We start from the raw sequence: 18,550 nt of genomic DNA, 5'->3' as shown, positions 1-18,550 counted from the left end.
TCCATGGAATCACTCCTCGTCTCCACCGGGGTCGTCGCGCTCGCCGAGATCGGCGACAAGACACAGCTGCTCGCCTTCATTCTCGCCGCGCGCTTCAAGAAGCCGGTGCCGATCATCCTTGGCATCCTCGCGGCGACCATCGTCAACCACGGCCTCGCGGGTGCGCTGGGGGCGTGGATCACCGCGACGCTGACGCCCGAGGTGCTGCGCTGGGTGCTGGGCCTGTCGTTCATCGGCATGGCGATCTGGACCTTGATTCCGGACAAGATCGAGGAAGAGGAAACCCGGATCGCCGGCAAATTCGGCGTGTTCGGCGCCACGCTGGTGACCTTCTTCCTGGCCGAGATGGGCGACAAGACGCAGATCGCCACCGTCGCGATGGCCGCCCATTACGCGACGCCGCTGCTGGTCGTCATCGGCACCACGCTCGGCATGCTGATCGCGGACGTGCCGGCGGTGTTCATCGGCGACAAGCTGGCCAACCGCATCCCGATGAAGCTGGTGCATTCGATCGCCGCCGGCATCTTCGCGCTGCTCGGGGTTGCCACCTTGCTCGGCGCCGGCTCGGGGCTCGGGTTCTAGCCCCTGGCGCCCGCCGCCCCACCGCCCGCCATGTCGCCATCGATGCGCCCGTCCACCAGGGTGATGGTGCGGTCGCAGGATTCGGCCAGGCGCGGATCGTGGGTGACCACCAGCACGGCGCAGCCGAACTGTTCGTTGAAGCGGCGCAGCAGGGCGAACACGTCGGCGGCGGTCTTGGTGTCGAGGTTGCCGGTGGGCTCATCCGCCAGCAGCAGGGCCGGCCGCGTGACCAGTGCGCGGGCGATCGCCACGCGCTGCTGCTGGCCGCCGGAAAGCTGGTCGGGCTTGCGGTCGGCCAGATTTTCCAGCCCCACGTCGGCCAGCAGCCCGCGGGCGCGATCCAGCGCTTCGCGGTCGGGCTTGCCGTGCGCCACCATCAGCGGCATCAGCACGTTTTCCAGCGCGGTGAACGCGCCGATCAGGTGGTGGAACTGGAACACGAAGCCGATGTGCTTGCCTCGCGCGGCGGTACGCGCCTCGTCGTCCATCGTGCGGGTGGGCTGGCCGAGCAGGTAGAGCTCCCCGGCAGTGGGCGAATCCAGCAGGCCGATCTGGTTGAGCAGCGTGCTCTTGCCCGAGCCCGAGGGCCCCACCAGCGCGGCGAAGTCGGCGCTGTCCACGCGCAGGTCGAGGCCGTGCAGCACCTCGACTTCGTTGGGCTGGCCGATGTTGTAGGACTTGCGCAGCCCTTCCAGCCGCAGCACCTCGCGCCGGTCAGGCATGGCGGATGGCCTCCACCGGGTCCAGCTTGGCCGCGCGCGACGCGGGCACAGCCGCGGCCACCACGCCGGCCACCGTGGCCAGCGCCATGGCCGCCGGGATCAGCGCCGGCGGCAGCGGGATGTAGAACAGCTTCGGGCCGAAGCTGTTGAACGCACCGACCAGCCCCAGGCCCGCCAGCGCGCCGATCAGGGAGCCGACCAGCCCCAGCACCGCGCCCTGCACCAGGAACACGCGCAGCATCTGCCCACGCCGCGTGCCCATCGCGCGCAGGATGCCGATCTCGCGGGTGCGCTGGGTCACGCTGACCGCCAGCACGCTGGCGATGCCCAGCGCCACCGACATCGCCACGAACACGCTGATCATCCGGGTGGACATGCTCTGCGAGCTCAGCGCGTTCATCAGCTGGGCATTGGTCTCCATCCAGCTCTCGGCCTTGAGGCCGGTCAGCCCGCGGATGCGTGCGGCGCTGCGGTCGGCGCCGAACAGGTCGGCTACAGTGACGTCGATGACGGTGACCCCGCCGGGCAGGGCCAGCAGCGACTGCGCCTGCTTGAGGTCGAGATAGACGTAGCGCGCGTCGAGATCGCGCACGCCCAGCTCGAATATGCCGGCAACGTTGACGATGGCCTCGCGGCCCTTGCCGGCGTCGATGCGCAGCTTGCCGCCGGTGCGCAGGCCCAGGTCCTTCGCCAGCTGGCGGCCGATCACGGCATTGCCGGAGGCCAGGTCCAGCCGGCCGTCCACCATGTTGCGGTCCAGCGGGATCACCCGCAGGTAGCGGGGCAGGTCCACGCCAACCAGCGCGACGGATTCCACCGCCGCGCCCCGCCGCCCGAATGCCGGGCCGGACACCACCGGCGACACCGCCGTGATGCCGGGCATGCGGTCCAGCACGTCGCGCACTTGCGGCCAATTGACGATGGTGCGCAGCACCTGCGCGCGGGGATCTTCCAGCACCAGCTGCAGCGTGCCCGCTGGAGCGGGCGCAATGCGGTTCACTTCATCCGGCGCTTCCACCCGGATATGCGCCTGCGTGCCCAGCGTGCGCTCGATGATGTTGGCCTGCAGCCCGGAAATCAGCGCGGTGACGAACACGATCACCGACACCCCGACGGCGATGCCGAACAGGATCAGCAGCGACTGCCCGCGCCCCTGGCGCAGGAACCGCATGGCGATGGTGGTTTCGATCCACATCGATCAGTTGAACTTCACCGGCAGCTCGCGGCGGGTGGCGGAATCGCCGGTGGGCAGGGGCTGGCCCTCGATGCGCACGCGGTCGCCGTCGGCCGGTAGCGCCTCGGCGGCCAGCGCGCTGGCGGCAAGCACGCGGTCGCCGGCGCGCAGGCCCGCCACCACTTCGCTCATCGCCAGCGCGCGCAGGCCCAGCGTCACGGCGGTGCGGCGCACTCGGCCGTCGCGCACGAGGAGGACCGTAGCGCGATCACTGCCGTCGCGGGCGTCGAGCAGCGCATCGTTGGGCACCGCCAGCGCGCGCTCGCGCTCGCCGGTCAGCAGGGTGGCGGTGACGGTCATGTCCTGGCGGACGAAGCCGGCCTTCGGGTCGATGCGCAGGCGCACGTCCACGGTGCCACGTGCCGGATCGACGGCCGGCGCGATGTGGTGCACGGTGGCGGCAAACGCTCGCCCCGGAAACGCATCGGCGATGCAGGTGGCGCGCTGGCCCACGCGCAGGCGCGCGATGTTCTTTTCGTCCACCGGCAGCAGGATCTCGCCCGGCGCGTCGGCAGCGATCTCCAGCAGCACGTCGCCTGGGCGCACGGTGTCGCCGGGTTCCACGCCTCGGGTCAGCACGGTCCCGGCGACGCTGGCGCGGATCACCGCGCGCGCCAAGGCGGCCTCGGCGGCCGCAAGTTCCTCGCGAACCTGCGCCTCGCGGGCGCCGCCGCCGGCCAGGGCGTCCACCGCCAGCCGTGCCTGCTCGGCCGCGGCGCGCGCGGCCACCACGGCCTGCGCGGCCTGCTCCACGCTCTCGCGCGCCACCAGCTGGCGCGCGCCCAGTTCGCGGCGGCGCGCGTGGTCGCGTTCGGCCTGCGCGAGCTGCGCCCGGGCCTGGCGCAGCCGTGCCTCGGCGTCGGGACGTTCCGCCTGGCGCAGCGCGGCCAGCGCGGCGCGGGCTTGGTCGCGGCGGGCTTCCAGATCACGTGCGCGCAGCACCACCAGCACGTCGCCCGGTGCCACCCGGTCGCCGTCCATCACCCGGCGCTCCAACACGAGTCCGGTGATTTCCGGGCCAACCTGCACCCGCGACGCGGCGGCCACCCGGCCGGTGGCCACCACGTTCTGCACCAAGGGCCCCGCCTGCACTTCGTAGCCGGGCAGCAGCGGTCCGCGCAGGACGGCTATGCCGAGTGCGGCAGCGCCCACCACGCAGGCGAGAAGCAGGGCGGCGAGCCATCGTTTGCGGTGCTTGGCGGCGGGCATGGTGGGGTTCTGTTGGGAGGTGATGTTCTGGCACAGCGGGTTGTTACGCGACGGAGATCCGATCCGGATGCGCCGCATGCCATCATGCCCGCCAGCCCTTAAAGCCCGGATGCGGGCGGACCGACGGCGGCCTCGCAGGCCCGATCGCGACCGCCCGACTTGGCTGCATACAGCGCTTCGTCGGCACGCGCGATCAGCGTGGCAGCGGTGTCGTCTGGATGGGAATTGGCGATGCCGATGCTCACGGTGACCTTGCGATACGGCCAATCATGAGTCCGGAAGGCCTGCAGCAGCCGCTGAGCCGCCCGCCGCCCGCCGGCCATTTCCGTCCCAGGAAGAATCACGGCAAATTCCTCGCCGCCAAACCGCGCTGCGATGTCCTGCGGGCGCAGGGACTCGAGCAGGATCTGGCCGGTGATCTGCAATGCCTCGTCGCCAGCGAGATGGCCGAAGTCATCGTTGAAATTCTTGAAGTGGTCCAGGTCGAGCATCAGCATGGTGAACCCGTGGTCGGTCCCGCGATGTCCCTGCAGCAGATGCTCGATGGCCTCGTCGAAGCCACGGCGGTTGGTCACCCCGGTCAGCGCGTCGGTATAGGCCGCATCGTGGAAGCGGCGCGCCTTCTGTTGCTGCTCATCGAGGTGGTGCAGCAGCCAGGCCATGCCGACGACCATCGCGCAGGCGCCCACGCCACTGAGGTAGCCGACGGCGGCGACCACCTCCGTATGGGTCCAGTCCAGCAGGTGCTCTGCTGCGCGGATGGCGATTGCCAGCACCGGCGGCATCAGCAGCGCCGGTATGCCGGCCCTCTTCAGCAGCACGGTCCCGGGGCTGTCCGCAAAAGCCACCCGCATGATGCCCATGGGTTGCTGCAGGACCAGCCAGCCCAGGGTCGCCAGGAGGAACAGGATGGCGGTTGGCGGCGACACCGGCAGCATCTGGATGACCCCCATTTGGTAGCTGTAACCCGCCAAGGTCAGGGCGAATGCACCCAGCGACAGCAGCACGCCGGCCAGCAGGTGGCACAGGCGTGGCGCCCGCTGTTGGCTGACCAGCAATCCTTGTGCAGCCAGCAACACGAGGCCGATTGCGGTCATCTGTGGCATCCGCCCGGGCGGATTACCCCGGGCGAGGGCTTCGGGATCGGCGAACAGCTGGTCGATGAAGAGGGTTGCGCCGCTGGTGTGCTCCAGTATCGAAAGGCTGCCGATCAGCAGCACCAGCAGATTCGGCAGAACGCACGCAAGGCCGCCGCGCCCGACCCGGGCGCACCCGAGCAGGGCGAGGCCGCTCGCTATGAAGGCGATCGCGGTGGGGGCCTTCATGCTCGGGGCGATCGTCATCAGCCGGGTCAGCGCCGGGATCTGCAAGCACCAGCCGAGCAGGACGAGTGACGCCACGACCAGCATCGTCCAGGCAGCGATCGGCGCGAGTTTCGTCATCGCGTTCGCGGCGGCGACTTGTGCTTTGGCATTGGACTTCGGCGGCGCGCTCATTGGCCGGATGTTGGCAGAATCCAGGGCGGAAGGCGAAACGACTCCCCTGCGGCCCGCGCCTGCTGCGATGCGGGTAGGATTCGACCAACAATGCGCGCGCAAGCGCCGGCGGTCGGTCATCAGCGGGGAGCAGGTGTGGTCAGGGAAACCGTATGGTTGGCGAGGCTTCGGGTGGTGCTGGGGGTGATGCTACTGGCCGCTGGATCAGTCTGGTCGCAGACCCAGTTGCATCCGGTGCCTCAGGCCGGATCCCGGACGCAGCAGGCGTATGACCGTGTCGAAGACATCCTGGCCGACCTGCGCACCCGCGGTTATGTCGACCCCCTGGCGGTGATTCGGCGTCTTGAGGCTGCTCCCGATCGTCCCGGTGCCGCCGCGCCGGTGGAGGCGCGGCGCCGATACCACGCCGCACTGGGCATCCTCGCTGCGGCGGCCGACGACGCGGGGAAACTGGAGGCCGCGCGGGCGGCGCTGACCGCGCTCGGCCAGGAGCAGCGCTGTGGTCCGTGCACCGCGCAGGCCAAGGTGCTGCAAAGCCAATGGGAATTGACCCGCAAGGGCGCGGCACCCTCGCTGCAGCTGCTGGACGAGGCCGAGGCGATCATGGGCAGCGCCCCTCCCGCGGATCTGGTTGTCCACTTCCGCGCGGTCCGCGCCCGTTCCTACCGATTGGCGGGGGAATTCGCCCGGTCGGTGGCCGATGCGGTGGCGGGACTGCGCGCCGCGGAAGCCGCTGGCAATGATGCGGCGCGGGTGGAGTTGCTGGTGACCTTGGCGCTGGACAATGCCAGCCTGGGCGACTTCGCCCGCGCGCAGTCCCAGATCGACGAGGCGATTGCGCTGGCAAAGCGGATCGGCCATCGCTACCAGCTGGCCTACGCCTACCTGAATCTTGGTCACGTGCAGTCGCTGCAGGGCGCGCGCGAAGCCCAGCGCGACGCGCTCATGGCCGCGTTGGAGATGGCACGCGGCAATCCCGCGCTGTCCGAAGTGGAGATGCTCACCCAGTCGAACCTCGCCGACTACTTCCTGTACCGCGGCGACCCCCAGCGCGCACTTGATTACGCCCGTCGCGCCGAAGCGCTGGCGCGGCGGCTGGACGAGCAGCGCAGCCTGGCGATCGCGCTGACCAATGTCGGGATCGCCACGGCGCGGCTGGGGCGGGTGGACGAGGGGTTGGCCCGGATCCGCGAGGCGATTGCGATCGCCAAGCGGATGGACAACCGCGAACACGTCGTGGGGATGCAGCAGGAACTGATCGCCGTGCTGGAAGGCGCCGGACGCTGGCGCGAGGCGGTGGCCGCCCTGCATGAAGTATCTGGCTACGAGAAATCGCTGGTCGACCAGGCGCGTACCCGCGAGGTGCTCGCACTGCAGGAGCAGTTCGCATCGGAGCGCAACCAGCGCGAGATCACCCGGCTGTCGAGCGAAAATGCACGCCAGCAGGCGTTGATGCAGGCGCGTTCTGCGCAGCGATGGATGTGGGGTGCGCTGGCCGTCGCCATGGCACTGGCGGCGGTCCTGCTGGGCCAGTGGCTGCGGCGGGCACGGCGCATCAACCGCTCCCTCCGCCGCACCAACGCGGCGCTGGCCGAACAGTCCACCCGCGACCCGCTGACCGGCAGCTACAACCGCCGCCACTTCGAGGCGCTGATGGCGCATGGCGGGCCGGTGGGGGAGGATCCGGCGAACCAGCGTCGGCGCCAGCCGTTCGTCAGCATCGTCATGCTCGACCTCGATCATTTCAAGCAGGTCAACGACCTGTTCGGCCATCCGGCCGGCGATACCGTGCTGGTCGCGGTCTCCGCCCGCCTTCGAGCGCTGGTGCGGCAGCAGGATGCGGTGGTGCGCTGGGGCGGCGAGGAGTTCGTGCTGGTCCTGCCCGGAACGGACGCTGGCGGCGCGGCCACGCTGGTCGAGAGAGTGCTGCAGGCGGTGGCCAGCCATCCGGTGGCGGTCGACGATCGTACCCTTCCGGTTACCGTCTCCGCCGGTGTCGCCACCCTGCCGGCCGCCGCGATGGCGCACTGGCAGGACGCGGTGCATGTGGCGGACGCCGCGTTGTACGTGGCCAAGCGGGAAGGCCGCAATCGGGCGGTCTGCGTGGAAGAGCGGGTGTCCGGCGGGCTGGTCGCGGCGGCCGCCGATCTGGCGGCTGCGGAAGCGGCGGGCCAGGTGGCACTGGCCAGGGTCCTTGGGCCGGGAGTGGTCGCGGCGTCAACAGGATACTGATCGTCCGGCCCTCCGTCGTCTCGTGCATCCGGTGCGTCATGCGTTGGACCTGCCATGCCCGCATGAGCACCACTCCTCTTGAGGCGGATTTCGCCGCCGGCCATGGCCGCGACGTTCCCGAAGACGCCGGCCTCTACCGCACGCAGCTGGAATCCCCTGTGCGCGGATCCCCGGGGGGTCGACCGGGGCAGCTGCGTTTTGCTCACGTCGGTACGCAGCTCGAGGCCATGCCGTGCGGCCGCAGGGAGCTGGAGCAGCGTGCAGGATTGGATCATGCAGGGCGCCTGAGGGAACGCCGATTATGGGTGCATTGCGGCGCGTAGCCAGGGCGGGGTGCGCGGCTGCGTCTGCGATAATTCCGACATGCCTTCCTCCGCCTCCCCGTGGACCGGCCGCGCGCTGGTGCTCGCCGGCATCCTGTTGTCCGCCCTCAATCTGCGCACCGCGGTCACGTCGCTGACGCCGCTGCTGGACCTGCTCGGCACCCGTTTCGGTTTCGGGCCTGCCGTGGTCGGGCTGTTCGGCATGCTGCCGACCGCCGCCTTCGCGGTGTTCGGCGTGGCCACCCCGCGCATCGCCCACCGCATCGGCCTGGAACAGGCCGCGCTGCTGTCGATGGCGCTGGCTGCAGCCGGGCTGGCTTCGCGTGCGTTCGCGGGCGGGGCGTTGGCGCTGGCCGCCGGCTGCGTGGTCGCGCTGGCCGGCATGGGCATGGGCAACGTGGTGCTGCCGCCGCTGGTGAAGCGCTATTTCCCGCAGCGGGTGGGCACGGTCAGCACGCTGTACCTGACCCTGCTGCAGGTAGGCACCATTGCGCCGGCGCTGCTGGCCGTGCCGCTGGCCGATGCGGCAGGCTGGCGCGTGTCGATGGGCGTGTGGACACTGCCGGCGGTCGCCGCGGGACTGGTCTGGCTTGGCGTGCTCTGGCGCGAGCGCCACGGCGATCCGGTGCTGGCGCCGCTGCACGACCGCGCGGTGCAGGCAGGGGACGCTGCGCCCGAACTGGCGCGGCCCGACCTGCACCTGCGGCCGTGGCGTTCGCCGCTGGCCTGGGGCATGGCGTTGATGTTCGGCATGACCTCGCTGATCACCTATTCGATGTTCACCTGGCTGCCAAAGCTGATGACCGAAGCCGGTGCCAGCCCGGCATTCGGCGGCACGATGGTCGCACTGTTCGCGGCGCTGGGGCTTGGAAGCGCGCTCACCATGCCGGCGGTGGCCGTGCGGATGCGCAACCCGTTCCCGCTGGTGCTGGCCTGCGCGCTGGCCTATGCGCTCGCTTTTCCCGGCCTGCTGCTGGCGCCGATGGCCGCGCCGGTGTTGTGGGTGGTGCTGCTGGGCATCGGGCCGAGCACCTTTCCGCTTTCGCTGACTCTGATCAACCTGCGAACGCGTACGCCGGCCGGTTCGGCCAAGCTGTCCGGCTTCATGCAGGGCGTGGGCTACACCCTCAGCTGCGCGGGGCCGATCCTGTTCGGCCTCCTGCACGACCGCAGCGGTGGTTGGGGGCTGCCGTTCGCGTTCCTGGGGCTCTGCGCGCTGGTGATGGTGGCGGGCAGCTGGCAGGCCTGCCGCGAACGCATGCTGGAAGACGACGCCGGTTGACCCGGAAGGCACTTCGCATCGGCTTCACCGGGGCACCATGCCGCGACCATCCATAGAAGGGATGCTCTCCGTCACTATCCACTCGCAATGCGGGAGCAGGGGCGATGAAAGGAACCACGATGACCGGAAAAAACGGCGCCACGCGCAGCAACAGCTTGCGCCCTTTCGTCTGGGGTGGCGCGGCCTGCCTGCTACTGTTGCCGGCGCTGGCGATGCGGCTGTATCCGCAGGCCGGGGTGGACTGGACGGCGCTGGATTTCGCGGTGATGGGCGTGCTGCTGACCGCAGTCTGCGGCCTCTACGAATTCGGCGCCCGGCTGGGCGGGCCGCCGGCCTATCGCGCCGGCTTCGGCATCGCGGTGCTGGCCGGATTCCTGACCATCTGGGTCAACTTGGCGGTGGGCATGCTGGGCAGCGAAGGCAATATCGCCAACCTGATGTTTGCAGGCGTGCTGGGCATCGCCGGGCTGGGCAGCTTGCTGGCGCGCTTTCGTGCTGCAGGCATGGCGAATGCGATGTTTGCTGCTGCGCTGGCGCAACTGGCCGCCGTGGGCATCGCGCTGGCCGTTGGCGGTTTCAATGAACGCGAATTGGCGCTGACGGCCTGTTTCGCGATGCCGTGGCTGCTGGCCGGGGCGCTGTTCCGCTACGCGGCACGCTGACCCCGGCCTGGCGCCAGTTCACTCGGCAGACTTGCGCAGATGCACGCGCGGGCCGGGCTGGGCTGGTGCCGCTGTCGCTGACGGGGCAGGCTCCGCTGCGGATTCAGGCCCCGCCTCTGCGGCGCGGGCTTCGCGCTTGCGGGCGTCCTTTTCGTCCTGCTTCTTCTTCTTGGCCAGCTCGCGCTGGCGCTTTTCGAACGCATAGTTTGGCTTTGCCAACGGAAACTCCTGGGTCAGCGGGTGGTTTTGCGCGTACGCCCGGCAGCGGGGGCGATCTGCGGTGCGGGTTGGGCCTCTGCGGGCAGACCGATGCGTTGCAGGGCGCGGGTGGTGCCCAGCACCTCGATGGTGCCGCCGGCCTTGCGGAAGGCGTCCATGTGTTCGGCGATGCGCTCGCGGGTGAGCACGCCGCCGCGCTCCGCCGGCTTGCGCCCCTGGAACAGGTGGCTGGTCTTGGTCGGGGGCAACGATTGCTGCGGTTGGGTTTCGGTTGCTTTCCTGGGGCGTGGCATGCGGGCCTCCTGTGGCTTGATGGCGTGAACGGACGGCGCGGGCAAGTGCTCGCGACGTGTTGGAGGTGTGCCCCTCGCGGCGGCAAGCAGGCTTGACGCGCGGATCTGCGCAGGATTTGCGGAGCCGCGCGGCGTTGATCGCAGCGGGCGCCCGCAGGGGCAATCGAAAGCCGCCCCGCAAGCATTGCAGGACGTGTGGAAGGGAGCGAGACGCGCGACGCGCTGGCGTCGGACGAACGCGCGATGGCGCGGGGGCCTTGCGCCATCCTACTCCAATGTGGCAGGGACCGCCATGCGTGGCCGGAAATCCTGCGTGAAGATGCGCCGGGCCGGGCCTGCCGGAAAGCGCATACTCCAGAACCGCAAGGAGTGTCCGCATGTCAAGCCATCAGATCGCAATGTTCACCTTCACGCTCGGGAAGGACGAAAGCATCGGGCCACACGCATTGCGCCGGTTGTGGTCGCAGGCCAGCGGAACGGGTGATATCGGCGTGAGCCGGAAGGAGCCCGCCGAGGGCCAACGCAACCGGCCGATCTACACCCTGTATGCGCCGCAGCAGCTGGGCGACCTGCGGGTGGTCGAGGCGCGGCTTCGCCACATGCTGGAAACCGCCCACCTGCACGCATCGCTGACCGCGCTCCACGTCTGAGCGCGGCATCGACGCGCGCCTTCACGTCCAGGCCGACAGCGCGATCTGCAGCGCCGCGCGGAACCCTTTCGGCGACGTCATCGGGATCGAGAATGCGGAGGGCGCCTGCTGCGCGATGCCGATGGCCTTCTTGCCGAGGGCCAGCACCTCGGCCTCGGTCTTGGGCCCGGTGGCCCAATGCTCGTCGGCCCAGACATAGCGCAGCTTCCACTCGCCGCTTTCGTCCTGCTTGGCGAACAGCACCAGCGTGTTGCGGAACAGGTATTCGCCCGGGATGTGCTGTTTCAGGAACAGCGCGCCGTCGACCTCGTAGCCGGCGTTCGACACCGCCAGCTCGATCGAGAACGCCACCTCGCTGCCGGCGGTGATCTTCGAGGTGTCGAGAAACACCGAGAACAGGGTGGGCGCGCGGGCGTTGCGGATCAGATTGCCGTCGTTGTCGAACAACTCCGAATATTGCCGCCGCACCGCGCTCTCCTGGCCCTTGGTGCGCGCGGTCAGGTCGTAGGTGTAGGCGCCGCGCGGGGCCACCGTGGCTTCGATGTAGTACGACGATTCGATTTTCTTGCCGGCCTTGCGCGCGCGCTCGATCTCGGGCGGGAAGGGCAGCGCTTCGATATCCAGCCTGCCGGTGGCGCACAGGTCGCCGAACAGGAAGCGTGCGAGGTTCTGGTAGCCCTCTTCGGAATTGACGATGCCGAAATAGCCGCTGTGGCTGCGATGCACGAACGCACGCGGGGCGCCGGCCACGTAGGCGTTCTCGATCCGCACCAGCCCATCGCTCATCTGCCCGACGGCCAGCGAGGAAAGGCCGTGCGCCACCGCGTAGTCGCGGCTGTTGGTGCCGACGAGGCAGAAGAAGCGTTCGGGCGGAAACCCCGAGTCGCCCAGCGTGTTGACCCTGTCCTTGGGCACCTTCAGGTACTTGGCCATCACCGGGCGGCTGAAATTGTTCATGTCGTTCATCGACAGGAAGCTGGGCACGTTGATGCCGCCCAGTTCGATGCCGTTGTGCGGTGTGGCGTAGGTGAACACCTTGTCCACCAGCGCCCGTACGTCGGCGCTGGCGACGTCCGGGTTCTGCAGCAGGCAGCGGCAGATCAGTCCGCCCATCGAGTGTGCGACCAGATACACGCGGAACGCCTTGCGCGCTGCCGCGTCGTTGCCGCAGACGCTGTCGCGCAGCTGCGCGACTCGGCGGCCGAGCGCCGCCGCCGCTTCGGGAATGGAGAGTGCCTTGCCGGCGCCGAAGGCGGGGTCGGCCTCGTCGTAATAGCGGTGGATGACGACGCTGCGCGCTGGCAGCTTGTCGGCCTGTTCCGCGCCGGCGGCATAGACGTCGCGATAGCCGTAGTCCTTCATCAACCGCACCAGCGGCGACTCGAACACGAACTTGACGATGCTACCGTCCTGCGCCTGGCGGATCTTGGTGGAACCTGCCTCGAATCCCATGTAGGGCGTCGAGGTGGTCTGTACGATCTCGTCGCGCGTCATCGCATAGCCGCGGACGTAGATGATGGGGAAGAAGGGCCGTTCGATCCTGGGCATCGCGCGCTCCTGCGGCGTGGCCGCATGGTCGTTGTGAATCCCCCGGACAGGTGAACGGCCCCCCAATCCGGGACCGGCCAGCGACGAACGGTGCTTGACGCCTGCCGCCGGTGCGCGCGTAGTCTCGCCCACAGTCAGGCAGACCCGGGTGGCGACATGAAGGCGTTCCTTCCGATCGGCGTAGTGGCGCTGGCGCTGGCATTGCCCGCCAGCGCGGCAAGTGGCATCAATGGCATCAACGGTTCGATGCCGAATCGCATTTCGATGAACGTGACGGTGGCCAGGCAGACCCAGGGCGCGACGTTCGGTGAGAAGGTCAACGCCGGGCTGCACGCCGCCGGCAGCGCGCTGGCGCAGGGCGCGACGTTGAAGATCGACATCGGCTGCGGCGGCGAAGCCTGCTTCATCGCGTTGCCGGGGGGCGACGGCGTGCGTGCGGACCTGGGCGCGCTGCGGATGTCGCCGCTGGATCCGGCGGGACGGCAGGCATTGCTGGGCGGCGCGCTACCGGGCGGCAGCATCGTTTCGGCGGCCGTGTCATCGCTGGCGGGGCAGGGTGGCGGGGCCGCAGCTGCCTCCTACGCCGCCAGCGGGCGCATGGCGGCACCTGCCGCAAAGCCGGTGCCGGAGGAGTCTGCGCCTGCGCCGCTGCCCAGCCGGCGTGCTTCGGCTGGTGCCTTCGACATCACCCAGCCGCTGGCCGACGGCGACTACCTGCTGGTAGTGGTCGCCGAGCGCGCCGGCAGCGGGTTGAAGGACACCTTGAAGACGCAAGTGCGGGCTGCGCCGCCGAAGGTGAAGGTCGAGCTGGTGTTCAGCGTGCAGGGCGGGGTGCTCAGGACCAGGCACGATACCGCCAAGAACTCCGTCTCCAATATCCGCTGACGCAGGCAGCGCCTCAGCGCCTCAGCGCCTCAGCGGCAAACGCGGCTGGCGTACATCGCCTTGTCCGCGTGCGCGAGCAGCGCTTCCGGGGTCTGGGCGTCGGCCGGGAAGGTGGCGATGCCGATGCTGGCGTGCATCCGCAGCGGGCCATCGCCCAGCGTGCACGGCACGCGCAGTTGCTGGCACAGTTGCTGTGCCATGCCGCGGGCATGTTCGGCGTCGCAGCCGGGCAGCAGCACCACGAATTCGTCACCGCCGACACGCGCGACCAGATCGACCTGGCGCACGCCCTGCTGCAGCCGCCTTGCCACCTCGCACAGGACGCGGTCGCCGGCCTCGTGGCCGCCGCGGTCGTTGACCTGCTTGAAGCCGGTCAGGTCGAGGAAAAGCAGCGATACCTGGCCCCCGCTTTCAGCCGCATCGCCCAAGGCGTTGCGTAGCGCCTGCTCCAGCCGGCGGCGGTTGGCCAGTCCGGTCAGCGGGTCGTGGTTGGCGTGGTGTTCCAGCTCGCGTTCGGCGCGCCGCAGTTCGCCGATCTCGCGCGCCACGCCGATGCGCAGGCGCTGTTCGGGCAGCCAGTGCGCCGACCACAGCAGGTCCACGGCGTGGCCCTGCCGGTGCAGGTAGCGATTGCGGAAATGGCGCTCGCCGCCGCCGGCCATCAGCGCGCGCGCCTGTCGCTCGGTGGCGTCGCGGTCGTCCGGGTGGATGAAGTCGAACAGCAGGCGGCCGTGCACCGCATCGGCGGCGTGGCCGAGCAGGCGCTCGAAGGCGGCGTTGACGAACAGCAGGTGGCCGCGTTCGTCCACGATGCAGACCGCATCTGGCAGCAGGTCCAGGACTTGCGATAGCGGGGGCAGGCCTGGGGTCATGGAGAGCGCATCTGAGGCGGGCGGCGGACTGTAATCCAAATCCTACAGGTCGCGCCTGCGGGCCGCGAACTTGCTGCAGATCAAGGCCCGGCCGGAGCGCGCGGCCTAGACTGGCGAAGATCCGCAACCGGGCCCGCCATGTCTTCCACCGAACCGTTTCCTGCCGCGCGCGTGCTCGGCCTGCTAGACCTGACCACTCTGGGCGAGGACGACACGCCCGCACGCATCCGCACGCTGTGCGCGGCCGCACGCAGCGCGCACGGGCTGCCGGCGGCGGTCTGCATCTATCCCGAGCACATCACCACCGCCCGCGAGGCGCTGGCGGGCACGGCGGTGAAGGTGGCGACGGTGGTGAACTTCCCCGAGGGTGCCGACGACCCGCAGCGGATCTCGCGGGAAACACGCCGCGCAATTGCCGCCGGCGCCGACGAGATCGACCTGGTGCTGCCCTGGCGCGCACTGCAGGCGGGCGACGTGGCGAGCGCGCGCGCCGGCGTGGAGGCCTGTCGCGGCGCCTGCGGGCCGGACATCGCGCTCAAGCTGATCCTCGAGACCGGCGAGCTGGGCACGCCGGCATTGATCCGGCAGGCCTGCGAATTGGGGCTGGATGCCGGGGTGGACTTCCTCAAGACCTCCAGCGGCAAGGTGCCGGTGAACGCCACGCCCGAGGCGGCGGCGGTGATGCTGGATGCGATCGCCGCGCGCGGTGGACGCTGCGGCTTCAAGGCGGCGGGCGGCATCCGCACGCTGGCCGATGCGCGGGTCTACCTGTCGCTGGCGCAGGCGCGGCTGGGTGCGGACTGGGTGACACCGGCGCGCTTCCGCATTGGCGCCAGCGCGCTGTTCGATGCGCTGCTGGCCGAGCTGGACGGCTGAACCGTGGCCCGCGCCATCTGGCTGGTGCTGGATTCGCTGGGGATCGGCGGCGCCGTGGATGCGGCCGACTATGGCGATGCCGGCGCCGATACCTTCGGCCATATCGCCGACGCCTGCGGGCACGCGCCGCGCGGATCTTTGCGCATTCCGAATCTGACCCGGCTCGGCCTGCCGCAGGCGCATGCGCTGGCCAGCGGGCGCACCGCCCCCGGCTTCGAGGACATGCCAGCCGCGCAGGCGCTGTGGGGCTGCATGGACGAACGCGCCCGCGGCAAGGACACGCCGTCCGGCCACTGGGAAAGCGCCGGGGTGACGCTGCACGAGCCGTTCGGCCTGTTCGAGGCGGCGCAGGACAGCTTCCCGGCGGCGCTGCTGCAGGCGCTGGTCGAAGACGCCGGGCTGCCCGGGGTGCTGGGCAACTGCCATGCGTCGGGCACGGACATCATCGCGCGACAGGGGGAGGCGCATATCGCCAGCGGCAAACCCATCGTCTATACCTCGGCCGATTCGGTCTTCCAGATCGCCGCACACGAGGAGGCGTTCGGGCTGGAGCGCCTGTACCAGGTCTGCCGGATCGCGCGCGCGTTGCTGGCGCCGTACAACATCGGCCGGGTGATCGCGCGGCCGTTCATCGGTCACGGCCCCGACGACTTCCGGCGTACCGGCAACCGCCACGACTACGCGCTGCCGCCGCCGCGGCCGACCCTGCTGGATGCGGTCTGCGCGCAGGGTGGGCAGGTCCATGCGGTCGGCAAGATCAGCGACATCTTCGCCGCACGGGGCGTGAGCCGGGCGCTGCTGGCGAGCGGCCACGATGCGCTGCTCGATGCCACGCTCGCGGCATTGGCGCAGGCGGGCGAGGGCGATCTGGTCGCTACCAATTTCGTCGATTTCGACAGCGTCTACGGCCACCGGCGCGATGCCCTCGGCTATGCCGCGGCGCTGGAGCATTTCGATGCGCGCCTGCCGGAGCTGCTGGCGGCGCTTCGCCCCGGCGATCTGCTGGTGCTCAGCGCCGACCACGGCTGCGACCCCAGCTGGCCGGGCAGCGACCACACCCGCGAACGCGTGCCGCTGCTGGCGTTCGGTCCCGGACTGGCGCCGCGCGCGCTGGGCCGGCGCGCCAGCTTTGCCGACCTCGGCCAGGGCATCGCCACCCATCTGGGCCTGCCGCCGCTGGCGGCGGGCCGCTGCTTCCTGACGGACTGATCCATGAGTACAACGCATATCGAAGCTGGCGTCGGCGCGATCGCCGACACGGTCCTGCTGCCGGGTGATCCGCTACGGGCGCGCTTCCTCGCGCAGGAACTGCTCGAGGCCCCGGTGCAGGTGAACGCGCGCCGCAACATGCTGGGCTATACCGGCCAATGGCAGGGCAGGCCGGTGACGGTGATGGGGGGCGGCATGGGCATTCCGTCCACCGCGATCTACGTGACCGAACTGGTGCGCAGTTATGGCGTGCGCCGGATCATCCGCGTCGGCACCTGCGGCGGAGTTGGCGAGGTGGCCGTCGGCGACGTGCTGCTGGCGCAGTCGGGCAGCACCGATTCACGCTTCAACCGGATGCAGTTCGGCGGCCATGACCTGTCCACCTGCGCGGATTTCGGGCTGCTGCGCGCCGCGGTGGACGCCGCCGGCGCGCAGGGCATCCAGGCTCGGTTGGCGCATGTTTTCAGCACCGACTGCTTCTATGACGGCGACCCGCAGCTGCTGGCGCATCTGCGCCGGCACCGCATCCACGGCGTGGAGATGGAGACGGCAGGGCTGTATGGCCTGGCGATGCGCGAAGGGTTCGCCGCGCTGGCGATACTGGCCGTCAGCGACCATCTCGACAACGGCGCCAGCATGCCGCCTGAGGAACGGGAGCAGGGGCTCGCGCGGGTGGCCCGGCTCGCGCTGGCCTGCACCGACGCATGACCGCTGCGCGGCGCTATGCTCGCGCTGCGCACGCCAGGTGCGCTCACCGGGGAATACCGATGCGCAGACTGATCGCCGCCCTCATCCTGTCCCTGTGTGCCCTGCCTGGCCTGTCGCCGCCGGTGGCCGCCCAGACCGCACCGGTGCTGCGGCCAATGGTGGCACCGCGGGTCGCCGCATCGATCGAGATCGACTACAAGACCCAGTACGAACAGGAACGCGCCAGGAACCAGCAGTTGCGCGAAGAAAACGGCAGCCTGCGGACCACGCTTGCCGCCTGGACCAGCAAGGGCGGCAGCCTGGTGCATGCCTATTGCGAGACGCCCACGCGCAGCGCCAGCAGTGCCGGTGCCAGCAACGACTGTGCCGCCTCCGGCTACACCTGCGAACCGGTCAGCGGCTTGTGCCGTACCTCGGCGGCGAATTCCGACCAGTGCGCGGCTGGCCATTCCTGGTGCGTGTACGGCAACCGCTGCGTGCGCAGCGCAGCCGACTGCAAGCCCTGAACCGGACGTCGTCTGCTCTCGCAGGTGCGGGGATCGGGATCCGTCCTGCCGCTCTCCGCATCGCCTGACACAGGTCAAGGCGATGCCTGGGGCGCGGCGTAGCATGGCCCTGTTCATTGCAAACAGGAGTCATTCCCATGTCGATGCATCTCGATCCCGAGCCCAACGTCCATGTGTTCGATGCGCGCGGCATCGCCCGCCGCTTCCGCCATTCGGCGATCTTCGGCGCGCTGGGTGCACTGCGCAACGGCGAAACCATGCGCTTCATCAACGATCATGATCCGATCCCGCTGCTGGGCCAGATCGGCCAGCGTTTCGGCGAACATGTCACGGTGGCATACCGCCAGCGCGACCAGGCCGGCGTGGTGATCGATTTCGGGGTCACCGGCCTGCCGGAAGAGTAATCACAGGAGAGGCTGTCGATGCACCTGCCCGCTTTCTATTCGCACGCGCCGCGGCTGCTCGTGCGCGACCCGCTGGCCGAACTGCTGGGGGCGGCGGACGACGGTCTGATCGAGTACGGCTACCCCGATGCGGTACGGCTGGCCGGGCATTCCTGCCCCACGGTGGCCGGCGCCTACCTGATGGCACGCACCGGTCTGCGCGCGCTGTATCCGGACGCGGTGCCGGAACGCGGCGGCGTGGTGGTGACCATGGGGGCGGCGGAAGTGGAGGGCACCACCGGGGTCATCGCGCAGGTATTCACCCTCATCACCGGCGCCGCTGCCAACAACGGCTTCCATGGCATCGGCGGGCAGTATGCCCGCCACAACCTGTTGCGCTACGGCGGTGGCGACCGCAGCAGCATCGCCAGCTTCCGGCGTGCCGACACTGGCGACACCGTCCATCTGTCGATGGATCTTTCCAGCATCCCGCCAGCGCCTCAGCTGCGCGAGCTCATGGTGCGCGCGCTGGCCGCCGATGCCACCAGCGAGGAGCGAGCGGCGTTCGGTTCGGTCTGGCAGGACAGGGTGCGCCGGCTGCTGCTGGAGCATCCCGACGATCCGGCGGTGATCCGCGTCGAGCGCCGCGCCTGAAGGCC

The 18,550-nt window shown here is 69.8% G+C and carries 20 protein-coding genes; 12 read left to right on the top strand and 8 right to left on the bottom strand.

Annotated elements, in window-relative coordinates:
• Positions 1 to 3 precede the first annotated feature (3 nt).
• Positions 4 to 582: a TMEM165/GDT1 family protein gene (locus ICG51_RS01260; protein WP_190281185.1), complete on the top strand. Its 579-nt coding sequence runs from the start codon at positions 4 to 6 to the stop codon at positions 580 to 582.
• Here ICG51_RS01260 and ICG51_RS01255 read toward each other — a convergent pair.
• The 4 genes from ICG51_RS01255 to ICG51_RS01240 all read right to left on the bottom strand — a co-directional run bounded on the left by ICG51_RS01255 (position 579) and on the right by ICG51_RS01240 (position 5,243).
• Entirely contained in the window at positions 579 to 1,304 is a 726-nt protein-coding gene (locus ICG51_RS01255; RefSeq protein ID WP_190281184.1) for an ABC transporter ATP-binding protein, read from the bottom strand. The two genes, ICG51_RS01260 and ICG51_RS01255, sit on opposite strands and share 4 nt — an antisense overlap.
• Positions 1,297 to 2,499 carry an FtsX-like permease family protein gene (locus ICG51_RS01250; protein WP_190281183.1) on the bottom strand — a complete coding sequence of 401 codons (1,203 nt, stop codon included), beginning with the start codon at positions 2,497 to 2,499 and terminating at the stop codon, positions 1,297 to 1,299. Before ICG51_RS01250 ends, ICG51_RS01255 begins: the two co-directional genes overlap by 8 nt.
• Before the next feature lie 3 nt (positions 2,500 to 2,502).
• The gene (locus ICG51_RS01245) at positions 2,503 to 3,747 is read right to left on the bottom strand and encodes an efflux RND transporter periplasmic adaptor subunit (protein ID WP_190281182.1); all 1,245 of its coding nucleotides are present in this window, start codon (positions 3,745 to 3,747) and stop codon (positions 2,503 to 2,505) included.
• A 98-nt stretch (positions 3,748 to 3,845) separates the two neighbouring features.
• On the bottom strand, positions 3,846 to 5,243 hold the full coding sequence (locus tag ICG51_RS01240) for a GGDEF domain-containing protein (RefSeq protein ID WP_190281181.1): 1,398 nt from the start codon (positions 5,241 to 5,243) through the stop codon (positions 3,846 to 3,848).
• A gap of 156 nt (positions 5,244 to 5,399) precedes the next feature.
• Here ICG51_RS01240 and ICG51_RS01235 point away from each other — a divergent pair, with 156 nt between their 5' ends.
• The 3 genes from ICG51_RS01235 (at position 5,400) to ICG51_RS01225 (ending at position 9,742) form a co-directional block, all read left to right on the top strand.
• Positions 5,400 to 7,475 (top strand): GGDEF domain-containing protein, encoded by a 2,076-nt coding sequence (locus ICG51_RS01235; RefSeq protein ID WP_190281180.1) that lies wholly within the window; start codon positions 5,400 to 5,402, stop codon positions 7,473 to 7,475.
• A gap of 363 nt (positions 7,476 to 7,838) precedes the next feature.
• Positions 7,839 to 9,080 (top strand): MFS transporter, encoded by a 1,242-nt coding sequence (locus tag ICG51_RS01230; RefSeq protein ID WP_190281179.1) that lies wholly within the window; start codon positions 7,839 to 7,841, stop codon positions 9,078 to 9,080.
• 119 nt (positions 9,081 to 9,199) lie between these two features.
• Positions 9,200 to 9,742 carry a hypothetical protein gene (locus tag ICG51_RS01225; protein WP_190281178.1) on the top strand — a complete coding sequence of 181 codons (543 nt, stop codon included), beginning with the start codon at positions 9,200 to 9,202 and terminating at the stop codon, positions 9,740 to 9,742.
• An 18-nt stretch (positions 9,743 to 9,760) separates the two neighbouring features.
• Here ICG51_RS01225 and ICG51_RS01220 read toward each other — a convergent pair whose 3' ends face one another.
• Together ICG51_RS01220 and ICG51_RS01215 are read right to left on the bottom strand one after the other, a co-directional pair.
• Positions 9,761 to 9,961: a hypothetical protein gene (locus tag ICG51_RS01220; RefSeq protein WP_190281177.1), complete on the bottom strand. Its 201-nt coding sequence runs from the start codon at positions 9,959 to 9,961 to the stop codon at positions 9,761 to 9,763.
• Positions 9,962 to 9,975: 14 nt separating this feature from the next.
• A complete protein-coding gene (locus ICG51_RS01215; protein ID WP_223809484.1) occupies positions 9,976 to 10,209 on the bottom strand; it encodes a hypothetical protein in 234 nt (77 codons plus the stop codon).
• Positions 10,210 to 10,631: 422 nt separating this feature from the next.
• On the opposite strand from ICG51_RS01215, the gene ICG51_RS01210 reads away from it, so the two are divergent.
• Positions 10,632 to 10,904, top strand: coding sequence for a hypothetical protein (locus tag ICG51_RS01210; protein ID WP_190281175.1), 273 nt, complete (start codon positions 10,632 to 10,634; stop codon positions 10,902 to 10,904).
• A 21-nt stretch (positions 10,905 to 10,925) separates the two neighbouring features.
• Here ICG51_RS01210 and ICG51_RS01205 read toward each other — a convergent pair whose 3' ends face one another.
• Positions 10,926 to 12,452 (bottom strand): hypothetical protein, encoded by a 1,527-nt coding sequence (locus ICG51_RS01205; protein ID WP_190281174.1) that lies wholly within the window; start codon positions 12,450 to 12,452, stop codon positions 10,926 to 10,928.
• Between the two features lie 156 nt (positions 12,453 to 12,608).
• On the opposite strand from ICG51_RS01205, the gene ICG51_RS01200 reads away from it, so the two are divergent.
• Positions 12,609 to 13,337: a hypothetical protein gene (locus ICG51_RS01200; protein WP_190281173.1), complete on the top strand. Its 729-nt coding sequence runs from the start codon at positions 12,609 to 12,611 to the stop codon at positions 13,335 to 13,337.
• Positions 13,338 to 13,366: 29 nt separating this feature from the next.
• On the opposite strand, the gene ICG51_RS01195 is transcribed toward ICG51_RS01200, so the two are convergent.
• Positions 13,367 to 14,209 (bottom strand): sensor domain-containing diguanylate cyclase, encoded by an 843-nt coding sequence (locus tag ICG51_RS01195; protein ID WP_190281172.1) that lies wholly within the window; start codon positions 14,207 to 14,209, stop codon positions 13,367 to 13,369.
• Positions 14,210 to 14,347: 138 nt separating this feature from the next.
• Here ICG51_RS01195 and deoC point away from each other — a divergent pair, with 138 nt between their 5' ends.
• The 6 genes from deoC (at position 14,348) to ICG51_RS01165 (ending at position 18,545) form a co-directional block, all read left to right on the top strand.
• Complete coding sequence (deoC, locus tag ICG51_RS01190; protein WP_190281171.1) at positions 14,348 to 15,085, top strand: deoxyribose-phosphate aldolase; 738 nt, start codon at positions 14,348 to 14,350, stop codon at positions 15,083 to 15,085.
• A 3-nt stretch (positions 15,086 to 15,088) separates the two neighbouring features.
• Positions 15,089 to 16,294, top strand: coding sequence for a phosphopentomutase (locus ICG51_RS01185; RefSeq protein WP_190281170.1), 1,206 nt, complete (start codon positions 15,089 to 15,091; stop codon positions 16,292 to 16,294).
• A 3-nt stretch (positions 16,295 to 16,297) separates the two neighbouring features.
• Positions 16,298 to 17,002, top strand: a complete 705-nt coding sequence (gene deoD / locus ICG51_RS01180) for a purine-nucleoside phosphorylase (RefSeq protein ID WP_190281169.1) — start codon at positions 16,298 to 16,300, stop codon at positions 17,000 to 17,002.
• Positions 17,003 to 17,061: 59 nt separating this feature from the next.
• Positions 17,062 to 17,508 (top strand): hypothetical protein, encoded by a 447-nt coding sequence (locus ICG51_RS01175; RefSeq protein WP_190281168.1) that lies wholly within the window; start codon positions 17,062 to 17,064, stop codon positions 17,506 to 17,508.
• 137 nt (positions 17,509 to 17,645) lie between these two features.
• A complete protein-coding gene (locus ICG51_RS01170) occupies positions 17,646 to 17,912 on the top strand; it encodes a DUF2249 domain-containing protein (protein ID WP_190281167.1) in 267 nt (88 codons plus the stop codon).
• Between the two features lie 18 nt (positions 17,913 to 17,930).
• On the top strand, positions 17,931 to 18,545 hold the full coding sequence (locus ICG51_RS01165; RefSeq protein ID WP_190281166.1) for an FmdE family protein: 615 nt from the start codon (positions 17,931 to 17,933) through the stop codon (positions 18,543 to 18,545).
• The last annotated feature ends 5 nt before the right edge of the window (positions 18,546 to 18,550 follow it).

The organism is Thermomonas sp. XSG (genome assembly GCF_014678725.1).
GTDB lineage: Bacteria > Pseudomonadota > Gammaproteobacteria > Xanthomonadales > Xanthomonadaceae > Thermomonas.
The sequence above is the reverse complement of the archived record's forward strand: the minus strand, read 5'-3'. Positions and strand labels throughout refer to the sequence as shown.

What these genes read in the sequence shown, in the direction of transcription:
- ICG51_RS01260 (WP_190281185.1), top strand. Translation starts at nt 4, where the DNA reads ATGGAATCACTCCTCGTCTCCACCGGGGTCGTCGCGCTCGCCGAGATC.
- ICG51_RS01255 (WP_190281184.1), bottom strand. Translation starts at nt 1,304, where the DNA reads ATGCCTGACCGGCGCGAGGTGCTGCGGCTGGAAGGGCTGCGCAAGTCC.
- ICG51_RS01250 (WP_190281183.1), bottom strand. Translation starts at nt 2,499, where the DNA reads ATGTGGATCGAAACCACCATCGCCATGCGGTTCCTGCGCCAGGGGCGC.
- ICG51_RS01245 (WP_190281182.1), bottom strand. Translation starts at nt 3,747, where the DNA reads ATGCCCGCCGCCAAGCACCGCAAACGATGGCTCGCCGCCCTGCTTCTC.
- ICG51_RS01240 (WP_190281181.1), bottom strand. Translation starts at nt 5,243, where the DNA reads ATGAGCGCGCCGCCGAAGTCCAATGCCAAAGCACAAGTCGCCGCCGCG.
- ICG51_RS01230 (WP_190281179.1), top strand. Translation starts at nt 7,839, where the DNA reads ATGCCTTCCTCCGCCTCCCCGTGGACCGGCCGCGCGCTGGTGCTCGCC.
- ICG51_RS01225 (WP_190281178.1), top strand. Translation starts at nt 9,200, where the DNA reads ATGACCGGAAAAAACGGCGCCACGCGCAGCAACAGCTTGCGCCCTTTC.
- ICG51_RS01210 (WP_190281175.1), top strand. Translation starts at nt 10,632, where the DNA reads ATGTCAAGCCATCAGATCGCAATGTTCACCTTCACGCTCGGGAAGGAC.
- ICG51_RS01205 (WP_190281174.1), bottom strand. Translation starts at nt 12,452, where the DNA reads ATGCCCAGGATCGAACGGCCCTTCTTCCCCATCATCTACGTCCGCGGC.
- ICG51_RS01200 (WP_190281173.1), top strand. Translation starts at nt 12,609, where the DNA reads ATGAAGGCGTTCCTTCCGATCGGCGTAGTGGCGCTGGCGCTGGCATTG.
- ICG51_RS01195 (WP_190281172.1), bottom strand. Translation starts at nt 14,209, where the DNA reads ATGACCCCAGGCCTGCCCCCGCTATCGCAAGTCCTGGACCTGCTGCCA.
- deoC (WP_190281171.1), top strand. Translation starts at nt 14,348, where the DNA reads ATGTCTTCCACCGAACCGTTTCCTGCCGCGCGCGTGCTCGGCCTGCTA.
- deoD (WP_190281169.1), top strand. Translation starts at nt 16,298, where the DNA reads ATGAGTACAACGCATATCGAAGCTGGCGTCGGCGCGATCGCCGACACG.
- ICG51_RS01175 (WP_190281168.1), top strand. Translation starts at nt 17,062, where the DNA reads ATGCGCAGACTGATCGCCGCCCTCATCCTGTCCCTGTGTGCCCTGCCT.
- ICG51_RS01170 (WP_190281167.1), top strand. Translation starts at nt 17,646, where the DNA reads ATGTCGATGCATCTCGATCCCGAGCCCAACGTCCATGTGTTCGATGCG.
- ICG51_RS01165 (WP_190281166.1), top strand. Translation starts at nt 17,931, where the DNA reads ATGCACCTGCCCGCTTTCTATTCGCACGCGCCGCGGCTGCTCGTGCGC.